The 14,799-nt window shown below is 61.6% G+C and carries 15 protein-coding genes and 2 pseudogenes; 10 read left to right on the forward strand and 7 right to left on the reverse strand.

Annotation, left to right across the window (positions count from 1 at the left end; genetic code table 11):
* The first annotated feature begins 4 nt into the window (after positions 1 to 4).
* From ACR0CE_RS01300 to ACR0CE_RS01340, 9 genes and pseudogenes are all read left to right on the forward strand, one after another.
* Positions 5 to 325, forward strand: a complete 321-nt coding sequence (locus ACR0CE_RS01300; protein ID WP_267364992.1) for a gene transfer agent family protein — start codon at positions 5 to 7, stop codon at positions 323 to 325.
* A complete protein-coding gene (locus ACR0CE_RS01305; RefSeq protein WP_267364990.1) occupies positions 322 to 531 on the forward strand; it encodes a rcc01693 family protein in 210 nt (69 codons plus the stop codon). Before ACR0CE_RS01300 ends, ACR0CE_RS01305 begins: the two co-directional genes overlap by 4 nt.
* Positions 518 to 1,180, forward strand: coding sequence for a phage tail tape measure protein (locus tag ACR0CE_RS01310; protein WP_480480413.1), 663 nt, complete (start codon positions 518 to 520; stop codon positions 1,178 to 1,180). Before ACR0CE_RS01305 ends, ACR0CE_RS01310 begins: the two co-directional genes overlap by 14 nt.
* Positions 1,181 to 1,195: 15 nt before the next feature.
* On the forward strand, positions 1,196 to 1,828 hold the full coding sequence (locus ACR0CE_RS01315) for a DUF2460 domain-containing protein (RefSeq protein WP_267364987.1): 633 nt from the start codon (positions 1,196 to 1,198) through the stop codon (positions 1,826 to 1,828).
* On the forward strand, positions 1,828 to 2,715 hold the full coding sequence (locus ACR0CE_RS01320) for a DUF2163 domain-containing protein (protein ID WP_480830576.1): 888 nt from the start codon (positions 1,828 to 1,830) through the stop codon (positions 2,713 to 2,715). The genes ACR0CE_RS01315 and ACR0CE_RS01320 overlap by 1 nt, the downstream gene beginning before the upstream one ends.
* Complete coding sequence (locus tag ACR0CE_RS01325; protein WP_480504748.1) at positions 2,712 to 3,158, forward strand: C40 family peptidase; 447 nt, start codon at positions 2,712 to 2,714, stop codon at positions 3,156 to 3,158. Before ACR0CE_RS01320 ends, ACR0CE_RS01325 begins: the two co-directional genes overlap by 4 nt.
* Positions 3,158 to 4,489 (forward strand): annotated as a pseudogene (locus ACR0CE_RS01330) (baseplate multidomain protein megatron); the annotation flags it as partial. The gene ACR0CE_RS01325 and the pseudogene ACR0CE_RS01330, both read left to right, overlap by 1 nt.
* Positions 4,490 to 4,654: 165 nt before the next feature.
* Positions 4,655 to 7,270, forward strand: a pseudogene (locus ACR0CE_RS01335) (baseplate multidomain protein megatron); the annotation flags it as partial.
* An 8-nt stretch (positions 7,271 to 7,278) separates the two neighbouring features.
* Positions 7,279 to 7,575, forward strand: a complete 297-nt coding sequence (locus ACR0CE_RS01340) for a DUF7742 family protein (protein ID WP_480545415.1) — start codon at positions 7,279 to 7,281, stop codon at positions 7,573 to 7,575.
* Here ACR0CE_RS01340 and ACR0CE_RS01345 read toward each other — a convergent pair.
* On the reverse strand, positions 7,556 to 7,951 hold the full coding sequence (locus tag ACR0CE_RS01345; RefSeq protein WP_480545417.1) for a TraR/DksA family transcriptional regulator: 396 nt from the start codon (positions 7,949 to 7,951) through the stop codon (positions 7,556 to 7,558). The genes ACR0CE_RS01340 and ACR0CE_RS01345 overlap by 20 nt on opposite strands.
* A 27-nt stretch (positions 7,952 to 7,978) precedes the next feature.
* Between ACR0CE_RS01345 and cysE the strand changes: the two genes are divergently transcribed.
* Positions 7,979 to 8,788: a serine O-acetyltransferase gene (gene cysE / locus ACR0CE_RS01350; protein WP_480473363.1), complete on the forward strand. Its 810-nt coding sequence runs from the start codon at positions 7,979 to 7,981 to the stop codon at positions 8,786 to 8,788.
* 68 nt (positions 8,789 to 8,856) lie between these two features.
* Here cysE and ACR0CE_RS01355 read toward each other — a convergent pair whose 3' ends face one another.
* From ACR0CE_RS01355 to ACR0CE_RS01380, 6 genes are all read right to left on the reverse strand, one after another.
* A complete protein-coding gene (locus ACR0CE_RS01355; RefSeq protein ID WP_480830579.1) occupies positions 8,857 to 10,170 on the reverse strand; it encodes a pyruvate dehydrogenase complex dihydrolipoamide acetyltransferase in 1,314 nt (437 codons plus the stop codon).
* 14 nt (positions 10,171 to 10,184) lie between these two features.
* Positions 10,185 to 11,558 carry a pyruvate dehydrogenase complex E1 component subunit beta gene (locus tag ACR0CE_RS01360; RefSeq protein WP_480830581.1) on the reverse strand — a complete coding sequence of 458 codons (1,374 nt, stop codon included), beginning with the start codon at positions 11,556 to 11,558 and terminating at the stop codon, positions 10,185 to 10,187.
* Positions 11,559 to 11,573: 15 nt separating this feature from the next.
* Positions 11,574 to 12,563, reverse strand: coding sequence for a pyruvate dehydrogenase (acetyl-transferring) E1 component subunit alpha (gene pdhA / locus ACR0CE_RS01365; RefSeq protein WP_480830583.1), 990 nt, complete (start codon positions 12,561 to 12,563; stop codon positions 11,574 to 11,576).
* Between the two features lie 159 nt (positions 12,564 to 12,722).
* Positions 12,723 to 13,022 (reverse strand): FtsB family cell division protein, encoded by a 300-nt coding sequence (locus ACR0CE_RS01370; RefSeq protein ID WP_209503595.1) that lies wholly within the window; start codon positions 13,020 to 13,022, stop codon positions 12,723 to 12,725.
* A gap of 141 nt (positions 13,023 to 13,163) precedes the next feature.
* Positions 13,164 to 13,508, reverse strand: coding sequence for a lysozyme inhibitor LprI family protein (locus ACR0CE_RS01375; protein WP_480830586.1), 345 nt, complete (start codon positions 13,506 to 13,508; stop codon positions 13,164 to 13,166).
* Between the two features lie 72 nt (positions 13,509 to 13,580).
* Positions 13,581 to 14,771: a phosphoglycerate kinase gene (locus ACR0CE_RS01380; RefSeq protein WP_480830588.1), complete on the reverse strand. Its 1,191-nt coding sequence runs from the start codon at positions 14,769 to 14,771 to the stop codon at positions 13,581 to 13,583.
* Positions 14,772 to 14,799: the final 28 nt, after the last annotated feature.

Consider the following 14,799-nt stretch of genomic DNA (forward strand, 5'->3'; position numbering starts at 1 on the left):
TCGCATGGCCAATCCGTGGACGGGCGAGGTGGCACTGACCATCGATGGAGAGCGGCGGGTGCTCAAGCTGACGCTGGGCGCTTTGGCGGAACTGGAGCAGGAGCTGAACACCGGATCCCTGGTCGAGCTGGTGCAGCGGTTCGAGGGTGGCGCGTATTCCAGCAGTGACGTGCTGGCGCTGATCGTTGCCGGGTTGCGGGGCGGGGGCCGGGATACCAGCCGCGCCGACCTGCTTCATGCCGAAATCGAGGGCGGCCCGATGGCTGCGGCCAAAGCGGCGGCCGAACTGCTGGCCCGCGCCTTCATGGTGCCGGAAACGACATGAGCGGGTTTGACTGGCCCGCCCTGATGCGGGCCGGGTTTCTGGGGCTGCGGCTGACACCGGATCAGTTCTGGCGTCTGACCCCGGCAGAACTGCGGCTGATGCTGGGGCAGGGCGCCGGGATGTCCGCGATGAACCGGGCAGGGCTTGACGCGCTGCTGGCCGCCTTCCCGGACAAGCAACAAGGAGAGCGTGATGACGGATCGTGACGGGTTTGACGACTTGCAGGAGCGGGGGGCAGCGCTGGGCGATGCCCTGGGTGATGCTGCGACGATGGCCGCGGCGTTTGACAGCCAGATGAAGCGGATCAGCGCCGCATTCGAGGAAACCGGCAAGGATGTCGCCACGTTGGAGCGGGGCATGTCCAGCGGTTTGCGCAAGGCGTTCGATGGCGTGGTTCTGGACGGGATGAGCCTGTCGGGCGCGCTGGATGTGCTGAAGAACTCTTTGATCCAAACGGCTTATGCAGCCGCGATCAAGCCGGTGACGGATCATTTTGGCGGATTGCTGGCAAACTCGGTCGGCGGGTTGGTGCAGGGTCTTCTGCCCTTTGCCGATGGCGGCAGTTTCAGCCAGGGCCGGGTGATGCCGTTTGCCAATGGCGGCGTGGTCAGCAGCCCGACGATGTTTCCAATGCGCGGCGGCACCGGGCTGATGGGCGAGGCCGGCCCTGAGGCGATCATGCCGCTGGCGCGCGGCGCGGACGGCAAGCTGGGCGTGCGCACGCAGGGCGGCGGGCGTTCGGTGAATGTGGTGATGAACATCACGACCCCGGATGTGCAGGGGTTCCGCCGCTCGCAGGGGCAGATTGCAGCACAGATGAGCCGTGCGTTGGGGCGCGGCAATCGCAACAGGTAAATCAGGGAGCAGGTGATGACTTTCCACGAGGTGAGATTTCCCGCCAGCCTGAGCTTTGGCTCGGTCGGGGGGCCCGAGCGGCGCACGGATATTGTGACGCTGGCCAACGGGTTCGAAGAGCGCAACACGCCCTGGGCCCATTCCCGGCGCAGGTATGACGCGGGGCTGGGGATGCGCTCGCTGGACGATATCGAGACGCTGATCTCGTTCTTCGAGGCGCGGCAGGGCCAGATGTACGGGTTTCGCTGGAAGGACTGGTCGGATTTCAAATCCGGCAAGGCCACGTTGGATGTCGATGTCGGAGATCAGGTTATCGCTCGCGGCGACGGTGTGCGGACCGAGTTTCAGCTGATCAAGACCTATAGCTCGGGCGGGGTCAGCTATGCCCGCCCTATCGTCAAGCCGGTGCTTGGGACGGTGCGTCTGGGGCTGGATCAGGATGAGATCCGGGAGGGCGTGGAATTCGAGGTTGATCTGGCAACAGGCCGGATCACCTTTGCCGACCCGCCACCGGAAGAGGTGGATATCACCGCCGGGTTCGAATTCGATGTGCCGGTGCGGTTTGACACCGACAAGATCCACACCAGCGTCGCCAGTTTTCAGGCCGGAGAGGCGCCGAACGTTCCCGTGGTCGAGGTGCGTGTCTGATGGCTGTGGATGAACAGGGCCTGCACGCGCATCTGCAAAGCGGAATGACCACCGTGTGCCGGTGTTGGGCGATCAGACGCCGGGATGGTCAGGAATACGGGTTCACCGATCACGATCTGGAGCTTGGCTTTGACGGATTGACATTCAGGGCCAGCACCGGATTGACGGCGGCGGCCATCGAGCAGGCCACCGGCCTGTCCATTGACAACACCGAAGCCATGGGCGCGCTGTCGGATGCGGCCATTCGCGAAGAGGATATAGAGGCGGGGCGGTTCGACGGGGCCGAAGTGCGCGCGTGGCTGGTCAACTGGGCCGACCCGGATCAGCGTATCCTTCAGTTCCGGGGCTCGATCGGGGAATTGCGGTGCGCAGGCGGCGCATTCCACGCGGAGCTGCGTGGCCTGACCGATTTGCTGAACCGCCCATTGGGGCGCGTGTATCAGAAGCCTTGTACTGCCGTATTGGGGGACCGGACCTGTCGGTTCGGCATGGATACGCCCGGCTATTGGATTGAGGGCGCCGTCACCGGTTTCGATGGCGGAACCGTTCTGCTTGTGGCAGGCGGGGGAACCATCGATGACGGGTGGTTCGAGCGCGGCAGGGTCGACGTAGTGTCGGGAGCGGCGAAGGGGCTTTGGTCATCAATCAAGCATGACCGGCAGGTGGCGGACGGGCGGCAGATCACGCTCTGGTCCGGTTTCGGGGAAAGCCTGGTGCCGCGTGACATGGTCAGGCTGCGGGCGGGGTGCGACAAACGCATGGAGACCTGCCGCCTGAAGTTCAACAACCTGCTGAACTTTCAGGGCTTTCCAGATCTTCCGGGCGAAGATTGGGTGATGGCCGTTCCCAAACAGAGCAAAGCCAACAGCGGAGGGAGCCTGAGGTGACGATACACAGGCAGGATATTGTCGCGGAAGCGCGCAGCTGGTTGGGGACGCCTTATGTGCATCAGGCCTCGACCAAGGGGGCGGGCACGGATTGTCTGGGCCTGCTGCGCGGCGTCTGGCGCGCCGTGATCGGGCAGGAGCCCGAGGCGGTTCCGGTCTACAGTCTGGACTGGTCCGAGCCGCAGGGCGAGGAACGCATGTGGGCGGCGGCGCGGCGGCATCTGGTCGAAAAGCCGCCCACCGATTTTGCGGTCGCAGATGTTCTGCTGTTCCGGATGCGCGATGGCAGCGTGGCCAAACATCTTGGCATCGTCAGCGTCGCAGGCCCGGAACCAAGGTTCATTCACGCCTATTCCGGCCATGGCGTCGTCGAGAACGCGCTGAGCGGCCCTTGGCGCCGCAGGGTCGTTTCCTGTTTCGAATTCCCGTTGGAGGTGCTCTGATGGCTACTATTCTTCTTTCCGCAGCCGGGGCGGCGCTGGGCGGGTCAATCGGCGGAACAGTCGCGGGCCTGTCCACCGCGATCATCGGCCGGGCCATTGGCGCAACGGTCGGGCGGGTCATCGACCAGAGGTTCTTCAGCCAGTCGGTCATGGGCAGTGGCAGCGAAGTTGTCGAAACAGGCCGCATGGACCGGTTCAGGCTGACGGAAACCGGCGAGGGCGCGCCGGTGACAACGGTCTTTGGGCGTATGCGCGTGGGCGGTCAGGTCATCTGGGCCTCGGACTTTCTGGAGACCGAGACCCGGGAAACGCAGGGCGGCGGAGGCGGGGGCAAAGGCAAACCCAAGGCCCCCGAAGTGACCACCGTCAGCTACAGCTATTCGATTTCGCTGGCCATTGCCGTTGGCGCGGGTGAAATCGCCGATGTCGGGCGCATCTGGGCAGACGGGGAAGAACAGGACCGATCCGGGCTGAACATGCGCATCTATCACGGCACGCAGGATCAGTTGCCCGATCCCCTGATCGAAGCAATCGAAGGGACGGGTACGGTGCCGGCCTATCGCGGTACAGCCTATGTCGTGATCGAGGATTTCCAGCTTGCGAGTTTTGGCAACCGGGTGCCGCAGTTCTCGTTCGAGGTGGTGCGCCCCGCGCAGCGCGACATGCCGGATTACCCAAGCGCCCTGCCGCAGATCGTGCGGGGCGTGGCGATGATTCCGGGTACGGGCGAGTATGCGCTGGCCCGTTCGCAGGTGAATTATACCCAATCCGGGACAAGCTGGGCGGCCAATGTGCATTCCGCGTCGGGTGTATCGGATCTTGTGACCTCGACCCGTGCGCTGGAGACCGAGCTGCCAAATTGCGATGCGGCCTCGTTGGTGGTTTCGTGGTTCGGTGACGATCTGAGATGCGGCGCATGCAGGATCCGGCCCAAGGTCGAACAGAGCGACACGGACAGCCGCAACATGCCGTGGATCGTGTCGGATCAGGTCCGCAGCACGGCGGGCCAGGTCGCGCGGCAGGACGGTCGCCCGGTCTATGGCGGGACACCCGCAGACCCGGCGGTGGTCGAGGCGATCCGACACCTCAACCAGTCGGGAAAGCGGGTCATGTTCTATCCGTTCATCCTGATGGAGCAATTGCAGGGAAACGGGCTGCCTGATCCCTGGTCGGAGGCCACAAGTCAGCCCCACCTGCCTTGGCGGGGACGGATCACGCTGGATGTGGCGCCGGGGCGCGCAGGGTCTGCTGATCAGACCGCGGCGGCGGACGCGCAGGTGGCTGCGTTCTTTGGAACCGCGAGTGCTGCGGATTTTACGATCAACGAAGGCTTTGACGCCCCGGTGGAAACGGGCGGTGGCAACGGCGGCGTCAGAGGCTCGGGCCCGGTGCTTGGCGGGCGGCCGGATGACCGCGGGCCTGGCGATCTGCAATGGGTAAACGGTGGTGGCACGTTTGGCGGCTTGCTTGGCAATGGTCCCGTTCCGGCCACGAATATCGTCAAATACTCTGGCCCGCAGGAATGGGGCCTGCGCCGGTTCATTCTGCACTATGCCATGTTGTGCAAGGCGGCTGGTGGGGTGTCGTCCTTCTGTATCTCGTCCGAGATGCGTGGCCTGACCCAGATCCGCGGAGCCTCGGGCTTTCCCGCCGTTGCGCAACTGCGTGCGCTGGCGGCAGAGGTGCGCCAGATTCTGGGGCCAGAGACCAAGATCGGCTATGCGGCGGATTGGAGCGAGTATTTCGGATACCAGCCGGATGGAAGCGGAGACAGGTATTTTCACCTCGACCCGTTATGGGCGGATGACAATATCGATTTCATTGGCATCGACAATTACATGCCGTTGTCTGACTGGCGTGATGGCGAAAATCACGTGGACGCCGAGGCGGGTGCGCCGTCAGTCTATGACCTTGGGTATCTGCGCGGCAATATCGAAGGGGGCGAGGGGTATGACTGGTATTATGCCGCGCCGGAAGAGGCCGAGGCACAGATCAGAACGCCCATCGAAGATCAGGAGCATGATGAGCCATGGGTCTGGCGCTACAAGGACCTGCGCGGCTGGTGGTCAAATCTGCATCACGAGCGGATCGGCGGTGTTCGTCAGCCCAATCCGACCGACTGGGTGCCCGGATCAAAGCCGATCTGGTTTACCGAGTTGGGATGTGCGGCAATCGACAAGGGCACGAACCAGCCGAACAAGTTTCTGGACCCGAAATCGTCTGAATCGCTGCTGCCCGCATATTCAAACGGGCTGCGCGACGATTTCATTCAGGTCCAGTACCTTGCGGCGACCCTTGGGTATTGGAGCGATCCGAACATCAACCCGGTGTCGCAAGTCTATGGCGGGCCAATGCTGGATCTGGCGAATACCTATGTCTGGGCGTGGGATACCCGCCCGTTTCCGACCTTTCCCAATCTGCGAAGCCAGTGGGATGATGGGGCGAACTATGACCGGGGGCATTGGCTGAACGGCCGGTCCGGCTCGCGGACGCTGGCCTCGGTCGTGACTGAGATATGCTACGCGGCAGGGGTGACGGATATCGATGTTTCCGGGCTTTACGGTGTGGTTCGGGGATATGTCATCGAAGATGTGACAAATGCGCGGTCGGCTTTGCAACCGCTGATGCTGCGCTATGGGTTCGACGCGATCGAACGGAACGGCATCTTGCGCTTTCAGATGCGCGATGGCTATGGCGCGATTGCCCTGAATCCTGATCATCTGGCGATCAGCGGTGATCTGGATGGCACGGTTGAACACCGGCGTGAAGCCGAGGCCGAGATGACGGGCCGCGTGCGCCTGCGTTTTGTCCAGTCGGATGCGGATCACGATCTGGTTGCGGAAGAGGCGGTTCTGCCCGAGGACAGCACGCATTCGGTCTCGGTCAACGAGATGCCGTTGTCCATGACACGCACCGAAGGCCGGCAAACGGCCGAGCGCTGGTTGAGCGAGGCCCGTGTTTCCCGCGATACGGTGCGGTTTGCCTTGCCGCCATCGCTGCTGCATCTGGGCGCAGGTGATCTGGTGCGGTTGTCAGAAACCGAAAACAGCCCGCTTTACCGGATTGACCGACTGGAATCGGCCGATCTGCAACTGGTCGAGGCGGTTCGGGTTGAACAGGGCGTGTATAAGGCATCGCAATTGCGCGACGACCCGGCGGTTGTCAGACCCTATGCCGCGCCCGTTCCCGTGTTGCCGGTGTTTCTGGACCTGCCGCTGATCACCGGGGCAGAGGTCCCGCATGCACCTTATCTTGCGGTGACCGCTGATCCATGGCCGGGGGCCGCGACGGTTTATTCCTCCTCAACCGATGAGGGGTACAGCCTGAGTGATGTGATCCCCGGTCAGGCCATTGTGGGCGTGACCGAAACACCGCTGAGGCGCGCCAGTATCGGCGTCTGGGACGAAGGCGCGGCCGTGAAGGTGCGGCTGTTGGCCGGTCAGTTGGAATCGCGTCCGCGTGGCGCGGTTCTGAACGGTGTCAATCTGGCGGCCATCGGCGACGGAACACCCGGCAACTGGGAGGTGTTCCAGTTCTCGGATGCCACGCTTGAGTCCCCCGGCGTTTACGCGTTGTGCGGGCGGTTGAGAGGCCAGTTGGGGTCGGATGCCCTGATACCGGATGTCTGGCCAGACGGGTCCATATTCGTGTTGCTGAACGATCAGGTGCAGCAGATCAACCTGTTGCGCAACGAGCGGGGTTTGGCCAAACACTATCGCATCGGCCCGGCGACCCGTGGTTACGATGATCCGGCTTACCAGCATCTGATCGCCTCATTCGACTGCAATGGTTTGCGCCCGTTTTCCCCGGTTCACCTCCGGGTGCGATCCGACGCAACCGGCGATCACCTGACCTGGGTGCGGCGCACCCGGTTGGATGGGGATGACTGGTCAGGGCTGGAGGTTCCACTGGGCGAGGAAAGCGAATCCTATCTTGTGCGTGTCTTTGCTGGGGGAACCCTTGTCCGTGAAGAGATGACATCCCTGCCAGGGTGGTCCTATTCGGCGGCATTGAAGGCGGCAGATGGTCTGACCGGGTCATATGAGGTCGGGATTGCGCAGGTGTCGGCCATTTACGGCCCCGGTGCGATGGCGCGTCTGGTTGTCGGGTAAGCGGCACGATGCGACCGCTATTGCACGGTGATCTAAGTGCCGCGGCGCGCGCCTTGTTGGCGGCGCCGCCGCCAGAGCGGACCCGCTTATGCGTCCGGATGATCCATGAAGCGGAACTGGCCGACATACACCGGGCGCGCACGGGTCAGCTGCATCCGGTTTACGGCAACGGATCGCTGATGGCGGTTGCGCGCAACAGGGTGCTGGCCGATGAGCCGGGGTTTGACGATTTGCAATATTGTCAGTGTTTTTCGATGGTTTTGCACCATCTTGCCGAGTTTCTGATCACCCGGTCGCGCAGCTGACGCATTTGCTGGCGGCCAGATTCAGAGACAATCGCCCATCGGGAATACGGTCGCCGCAATCTTCGCAATATCCGTATTCCCCCTCGTCCAGCCGCTTTAACGCGGCTTGAAGGCGGCGGGTTTCGACATTGCGATTCACCTGTTGCGCCTTTGCCATCGCCTGGTTTTGCAACGCATCCATGCGGCTGAGCCGACCAACCGCCTGCTGATCCAGCTCAACAACGGCCTGAGCCTGCTGGCCTGATGCGGACAATTGATCCAGTTCGGCCAGACGCTCGTGAATTCGTGTTTCAAAATATGTGCGCTCGGACTCATTCATTTTCGTTGTATCGCGGATCACGGGTTTGCGTTTGGCCTTTTTGCCACTAAATGGCATTCTAGGCGCAGCAAAGGATCAAAAGCTATGTTTGAAAAACGCAGCCCCGTGACACCGGTCGATCCGGTCTGGAACCGTATCACATCCGAGGCCCAAGCAGCCGTCGAGACAGAACCGCTTATGGGCGGGCTTGTGCACGCCTGTATCCTGCATCACCGCAGCCTTGAGCGAGCGCTGTCCTATCGGATCGCGGCCAAGCTGTGTTCGAACGAAATGTCGATGATGGTTCTGCGCGAGATCGTGGATGAGGCCTATGCAAACGATCCCGGTTTGCTGGAAGCCGCCCGCGCCGACCTGATGGCGGTTTACGAGCGTGATCCGGCCTGCCATCGGTTGCTGCAGCCAATCCTGTATTTCAAGGGCTATCAGGCCATGCAGGCCTATCGCGTCGCGCATTGGCTGTGGCGCAAGGGGCGCTTTGATCTGGCCTATTTCTTCCAGATGCGATCGTCGGAGATTTTCGGCATCGACATTCACCCGGCCGCAAGGATCGGCAAGGGGATCATGATCGACCACGCCCATTCCATCGTCATCGGTGAGACCGCCGTGGTCGGAGACAACGTGTCGATGTTGCATTCGGTGACGCTGGGCGGAACCGGCAAGGAAGAGGAAGACCGCCATCCCAAAATCGGAGACGGTGTTCTGATCGGGGCCGGGGCCAAGGTTCTGGGTAACATCAAAGTCGGCCATTGCAGCCGTATCGCTGCCGGTTCGGTGGTGTTGCAGGACGTTCCGCCGTGCAAGACCGTTGCCGGTATCCCGGCCAAGATCGTGGGCGAGGCCGGATGCGATCAGCCGTCAATCTCGATGGACCACATGCTGGGCAAAGATCAGTAGGTCGATTTAAACTAACAAAAAAGGCCGCCTCGATATTCGAGGCGGCCTTTTTTTTAGGTCGGTATGGCTTACGCCAGCATGACCATCGGGTTTTCCAGATTGTCGACAATGGCCTTGAGCAGTTCGGCCCCCAGCGCGCCGTCGATGACGCGGTGATCAACGGACATGGTGACAGACATCACGGTTGCCACGGTCAGCTCGCCATCATCCCCGACAACCGGTTTCTTGACGCCGGTGCCGACGGCCAGAATACCGGCATGGGGCGGGTTCACGATGGCATCGAAATTGTCGATGCCGAACATGCCCAGGTTCGAGATGGCAAAGGTGCCGCCCTGATATTCATGCGGAGCCAGCTTGCGCTCGCGTGCGCGGGCGGCAAGGTCTTTCATCTCGGTCGAAAGGGCTGACAGGGATTTCATGTCAGCGTCTTGCAGGACCGGCGTGAACAACCCGCCTTCGATTGCGACCGCAACAGCCACATCTGACGGTTTCAGTTGCAGCACCCGGTCACCTGCCCAGACGGCATTACAGGCCGGAACCTGTTGCAGCGCATTGGCAACGGCTTTGATGATGAAGTCATTGACGCTGAGCTTGACGCCACGGCCTTCGAGTTGCTTGTTCAGCTGACCACGGAATTTCAACAGCGCATCCAGCTTGATATCGCGGCGCAGGTAGAAATGCGGAATGGTCTGTTTGGCCTCGCCCAGACGTGCGGCGATGGTTTTGCGCATACCGTCGAGCTTGATTTCCTCGTGCGGGCGGCCTTCGTACATCCGCGCGACCATATCCGCCGATGGACCAGACGGAGCTGCTGGGGCAGCTGCGGGCGCGGCGGCGGCGGGAGCAGTGGCAGGAGCTGCTGCCGGAGCGGTGGCAGTTGCGCCTTCAACATCAACCTTGACGATGCGACCATGCGGGCCGGAACCGGCAATCTGCGTCAGGTCGAGACCTTTTTGCGCAGCAATCCGGCGGGCCAGAGGCGAGGCAAAAATCCGACCACCATCAGCCTTGGCCGGAGCGGCCGGGGCAGGGGCGGGCGCCTCGGGTGCCGCTGGCGCGGCAGCCTCGTTGCCCGCGACGGCTGCGGGGGCAGCCGCCGTGGCTGCAGCCGGGGCCGTGCCAATGTCATCGGCGCTTTCGCCATCTTCCAGCAGAACCGCGATGGCGGTGTTGACCTTGACCCCTTCGGTCCCCTCGGGGATCAGGATCTTGCCGATGGTGCCTTCGTCAACGGCCTCGAACTCCATCGTGGCCTTGTCGGTTTCGATCTCGGCCAGCAGGTCACCGGAGGAGACGGTGTCGCCTTCCTTGACCAGCCATTTGGCGAGCGTGCCTTCCTCCATCGTCGGGGACAGGGCGGGCATCAGAATTTCTGTAGGCATCTGTCTGTCGCTCCTTACCGGTAGGTCACTTGTTTGACGGCGGCGATCACCTCATCGGTGGTGGTCAGGGCCAGCTTTTCGAGATTGGCGGCATAGGGCATCGGAACGTCCTTGCCGGTGCAGTTGATGACCGGTGCGTCGAGGTAATCAAACGCCTCCTGCATCACGACCGAACTGATGTAGCTGCCGACGGACCCCTGCGGCCAGCCTTCTTCCACTGTCACCAGACGGTTGGTCTTCATCACCGAGTTGATGATGGCGCCAGTGTCCATCGGGCGGATGGTGCGCAGGTCGATCACTTCGGCGCTGATGCCGTCTTCGGCCAGCTTGTCGGCAGCTTCCAGCGCGTATTGCATGCCGATGCCAAAGCTGACGATGGTCACGTCCGAGCCCTCGCGCCAGATGCGGGCCTTGCCCAGCGGAATGGTCAGGTCATCCACCTGCGGCACTTCGAAAGAGCGGCCGTAGAGGATTTCGTTTTCCAGGAACACAACCGGGTTGGGATCGCGGATGGCCGATTTCAGCAGACCTTTGGCATCAGCGGCTGAATAGGGCATGACGACCTTCAGACCGGGGATCTGCATGTACCACGCGGCATAGTCCTGGCTGTGCTGTGCGGCCACGCGGGCCGCGGCCCCGTTGGGCCCCCGGAACACGATGGGGCAACCCATCTGACCACCGGACATATAGAGCGTTTTGGCCGCAGAGTTGATGATCTGGTCAATCGCCTGCATGGCGAAGTTGAAGGTCATGAATTCGACAATCGGTTTCAGACCGCCAAAGGCCGAACCCACCGCGATACCGGCAAACCCGTGTTCGGTGATCGGGGTGTCGATCACGCGTTTGGAGCCAAATTCATCCAGCAAACCTTGCGAGATTTTGTAGGCCCCCTGATATTCAGCGACTTCCTCGCCCATCAGGTAGACGTTTTCATCGCCGCGCATTTCCTCGGCCATTGCATCGCGCAAGGCCTCACGCACGGTTTCGGATTTCATTTCAGCATCCGCGGGCCAGTCGGGTGACAGGTCCACCGCTGGAGCAGCGGGGGCCGCTGCGGCAGGAGCCGGGGCCGGGGCTGCTGTGGGGGCGGCCTCGGGCGTTGCTGCGGCTGCGGGGGTTGCCGCGGGCAGGGCAGAGGCGTCTTCGCCTTCTTCGACCAGCACTGCGATAGGGGTGTTCACCTTGACCCCTTCGGTGCCTTCCGCGATCAGGATCTTGCCAACGATGCCTTCATCGACGGCTTCGAACTCCATCGTTGCCTTGTCGGTCTCGATCTCGGCCATGATGTCGCCCGAAGATACGGTGTCGCCTTCCTTGACCAGCCATTTGGCCAGCGTGCCCTCTTCCATCGTGGGGGAAAGGGCGGGCATGAGAATTTCGGTTGCCATGTCTTATTCGTCCTCTCAGGCGTAAATGTCAGTCCAGAGCTCTTCGACCAAAGGCTCGGGGCTTTCTTTCGAGAATTCGGCGGCCTGATTGACGATCTCCTTGATTTCCTTGTCGATCGCTTTCAGGTCATCCTCGGTCGCGTGCTTGCCGGTCAGCAGCAACTCGCGCACATGTTCGATCGGGTCGCTTTGTTCGCGGACCTTCTGAACCTCTTCGCGGGTCCGGTACTTGGCCGGGTCGGACATCGAGTGGCCGCGATAGCGGTAGGTCTTGATTTCCAGGATATAGGGGCCTTTGCCCGCGCGGCAGTGCGCGACAGCCTTTTCGCCTGCTTCCTTGACCGCCAGCACATCCATGCCATTGACGATCTCGCCCGGAATGCCGAATGCCTCGCCGCGATGGAAGATGTCCTTGGTCGAGGTCGAGCGGGACTGAGCGGTGCCCATGGCGTACTGGTTGTTCTCGATCACGAAAATCACCGGCAAGCCCCAGATGGCCGCCATGTTGAAGGTCTCATACACCTGACCCTGGTTCGCGGCACCGTCCCCGAAATAGGTGAATGTGACGCGGCCGTTTTCCTTGTACTTGTCGGCAAATGCCAGCCCCGCGCCCAGCGGAACCTGCGCGCCGACGATACCATGCCCGCCGTAGAAGTGCTTTTCTTTCGAGAACATGTGCATCGAGCCGCCCTTGCCTTTGGACAGGCCACCGATGCGCCCGGTCAGTTCGGCCATCACGCCGCCCGGATCCATGCCGCAGGCCAGCATGTGACCGTGGTCGCGATACGAGGTGATGCGCTTGTCGCCTTCCTCTGCAGCGGCCTCGAGCCCGACAACAACGGCCTCTTGTCCGATATAAAGGTGGCAGAACCCGCCGATCAGGCCCATACCATAAAGCTGACCGGCCTTTTCTTCGAATCGGCGGATCAGCAGCATCTCGCGGTAGTATGTCTGGAGTTCTTCCGCAGAAACATTTGGTTTCTTTGTGGTTTTTCGCGCAGCCATCGTGGCGATCTCCCCCTTTCGGACAGATAGTTTAGCGTTAAACTATCTCATAAAGCATTTGGGGCTTTCTGGCGAGGGGAAATGTGACGCAGCGTTCGGCGCGGCGCATCCCGGCCGAAACGCCGGGCCTGAGTTGCTTTTTCTGAAAAGGGTCCTTGATCAGCGGATCACAATTTCGTCCGACCGGATCATGCCCAGAACCGAGCGCGCCTGCTGGTCCAGCAGGTCCAGATCCAGATAGGTGTCGGACAAACGCCGTGTCAGGTTTTCCATCTCGGCGATTTCGACATTCAGTTTTTCCAGACTGCGTGACAGAGCGTCCCGTTCCGCCGCAATTTCGACCCGCCGAAACAGGCCGTAATCCCCCTGAACGGCGGCAAAGGTGAAATACACACCCAGCATGAAAGCCACCGAGAAGAAGAGAACTGCACCCAAACCGGGTCGATGGGAACGGGACACTCTGTTTACCGCCGTATGAAAACTTGCCTCAATAACGGGCTCTTTCCGAGCCTCTGATCGCACTATGTCACAGGCGATTCGGGTTGTGAATCCCCTGATTCGGTTTTTTCATCAGTATTTCGTGTGCGTTCCGGTCAAAGCTCAGCGCCAGGACTGAAGCTGCTGATTTCTTGCGAGTGTCTGATCTTTCATACAGGTCCAGTAGAACATCGGCGCAGCGCTGCCGCCGCCGGACAGTTCCTTGTCGCAGGTGGCGTCCCGCGCCTTTAGCCACGCACGTTGTTCCGCCAGAAGGGCATCGCCGTTGCCACGTGCATCAGCGACAGGCTTGATCTGTTTCCATAACCGGTTGAGGTTGCGGTCAACGGCTTCCCATTGTTCCTTGGCACAGAAATTTGCGTCAAGCTGTGTCTGGCCACCGCAGCTGGATTGTGCTGTTGCAGGCCACGGCATCGCGAGAAGGACGAGCAGGTATAATGACCTCATGGTATAATCCCCCATTCAAATAGGGGATAATACCATGAACCCTGACAAGCGGCCAAATGCGGTCAGTGCCGATTATTGTTCCAGCGCAGCGACACCGGGCAGGGTTTTGCCTTCCATCCATTCAAGGAACGCACCGCCTGCGGTCGAGATATAGGTGAAATCCTTGGCCGCCCCCGACGCGTTCAGCGCCGCAACCGTGTCACCGCCACCCGCGACCGAAATCAGCTGACCCGACCGGCTGAGGGCTGCGGCTTTCAGGGCCGCGGCATTGGTGGCCGCGTCGAACGGCTCCAGCTCGAACGCGCCCAGCGGGCCGTTCCAGATCAGGGTCTGGCTTTTGTCGAAAATCGCGGTAATCGCGGCGACGCTTTCAGGGCCCGCGTCCAGGATCATGCCATCCTCGGGGCACTGGTCGGCTGGCAGAACCTTGTGGGGTGCGTTGGCTTCGAATTTCTCGGCCACCACAATGTCACGCGGCAGGACGATCTGGCAGCCCGAGCTTTCGGCTTTGGCCAGAATTTCGGCTGCGGTATCCTTCATTGCGGTTTCAGCCAGTGATTTGCCAACGCTGATGCCTTGGGCGACAAGGAATGTGTTCGCCATGCCACCACCGATCACCAGATAATCGACCTTGTCGATCAGATTGCCCAGCAGTTCCAGCTTGGTCGAGACCTTGGCGCCGCCGACAACCGCCGTTACCGGGCGCTTGGGCGCACCCAGCGCGCTTTCCAGCGCCTGCAACTCGGCCTGCATCAGACGGCCCGCACAGGCGGGCAGCAGACGGGCAATGGCCTCGGTCGAGCTGTGGGCGCGGTGCGCGGCTGAAAACGCATCGTTGCAATAGACATCCCCCAGCTTGGCCATGCCAGCGGCCAGACCGGCGTCGTTCTTGGTTTCGGCCGCGTGAAAGCGCGTGTTTTCCAGCAGCAGGACCTGGCCGGGCTGCAAGGCACCAGCGGCCAGTTCCGCCTCGGCCCCGACGCAATCGGCAGCAAACAGAACCTTGGCGCCAAAAGCGCTTTCCAATGTCGGAACCAGTTGTTTCAGTGACAGGCTTTCACGCCGTTCGCCACCGGGACGGCCAAAATGAGCCAGAAGGATCGGTTTGCCGCCAGCGGCCAGAATATCGCGCACCGAGGGGACGATCCTTTGAATGCGGGTGGCGTCGGTCACAACACCGTCAACCACGGGCACGTTGATGTCCACACGCACCAGCACGCGTTTGCCGTTCAGGTCCATATCGTCCAGTGTTTTCCAGCCCATTGTGCGATCCTTGTCATTGGCAACCGAT

This window comes from Ruegeria sp. L11 (assembly GCF_056531755.1).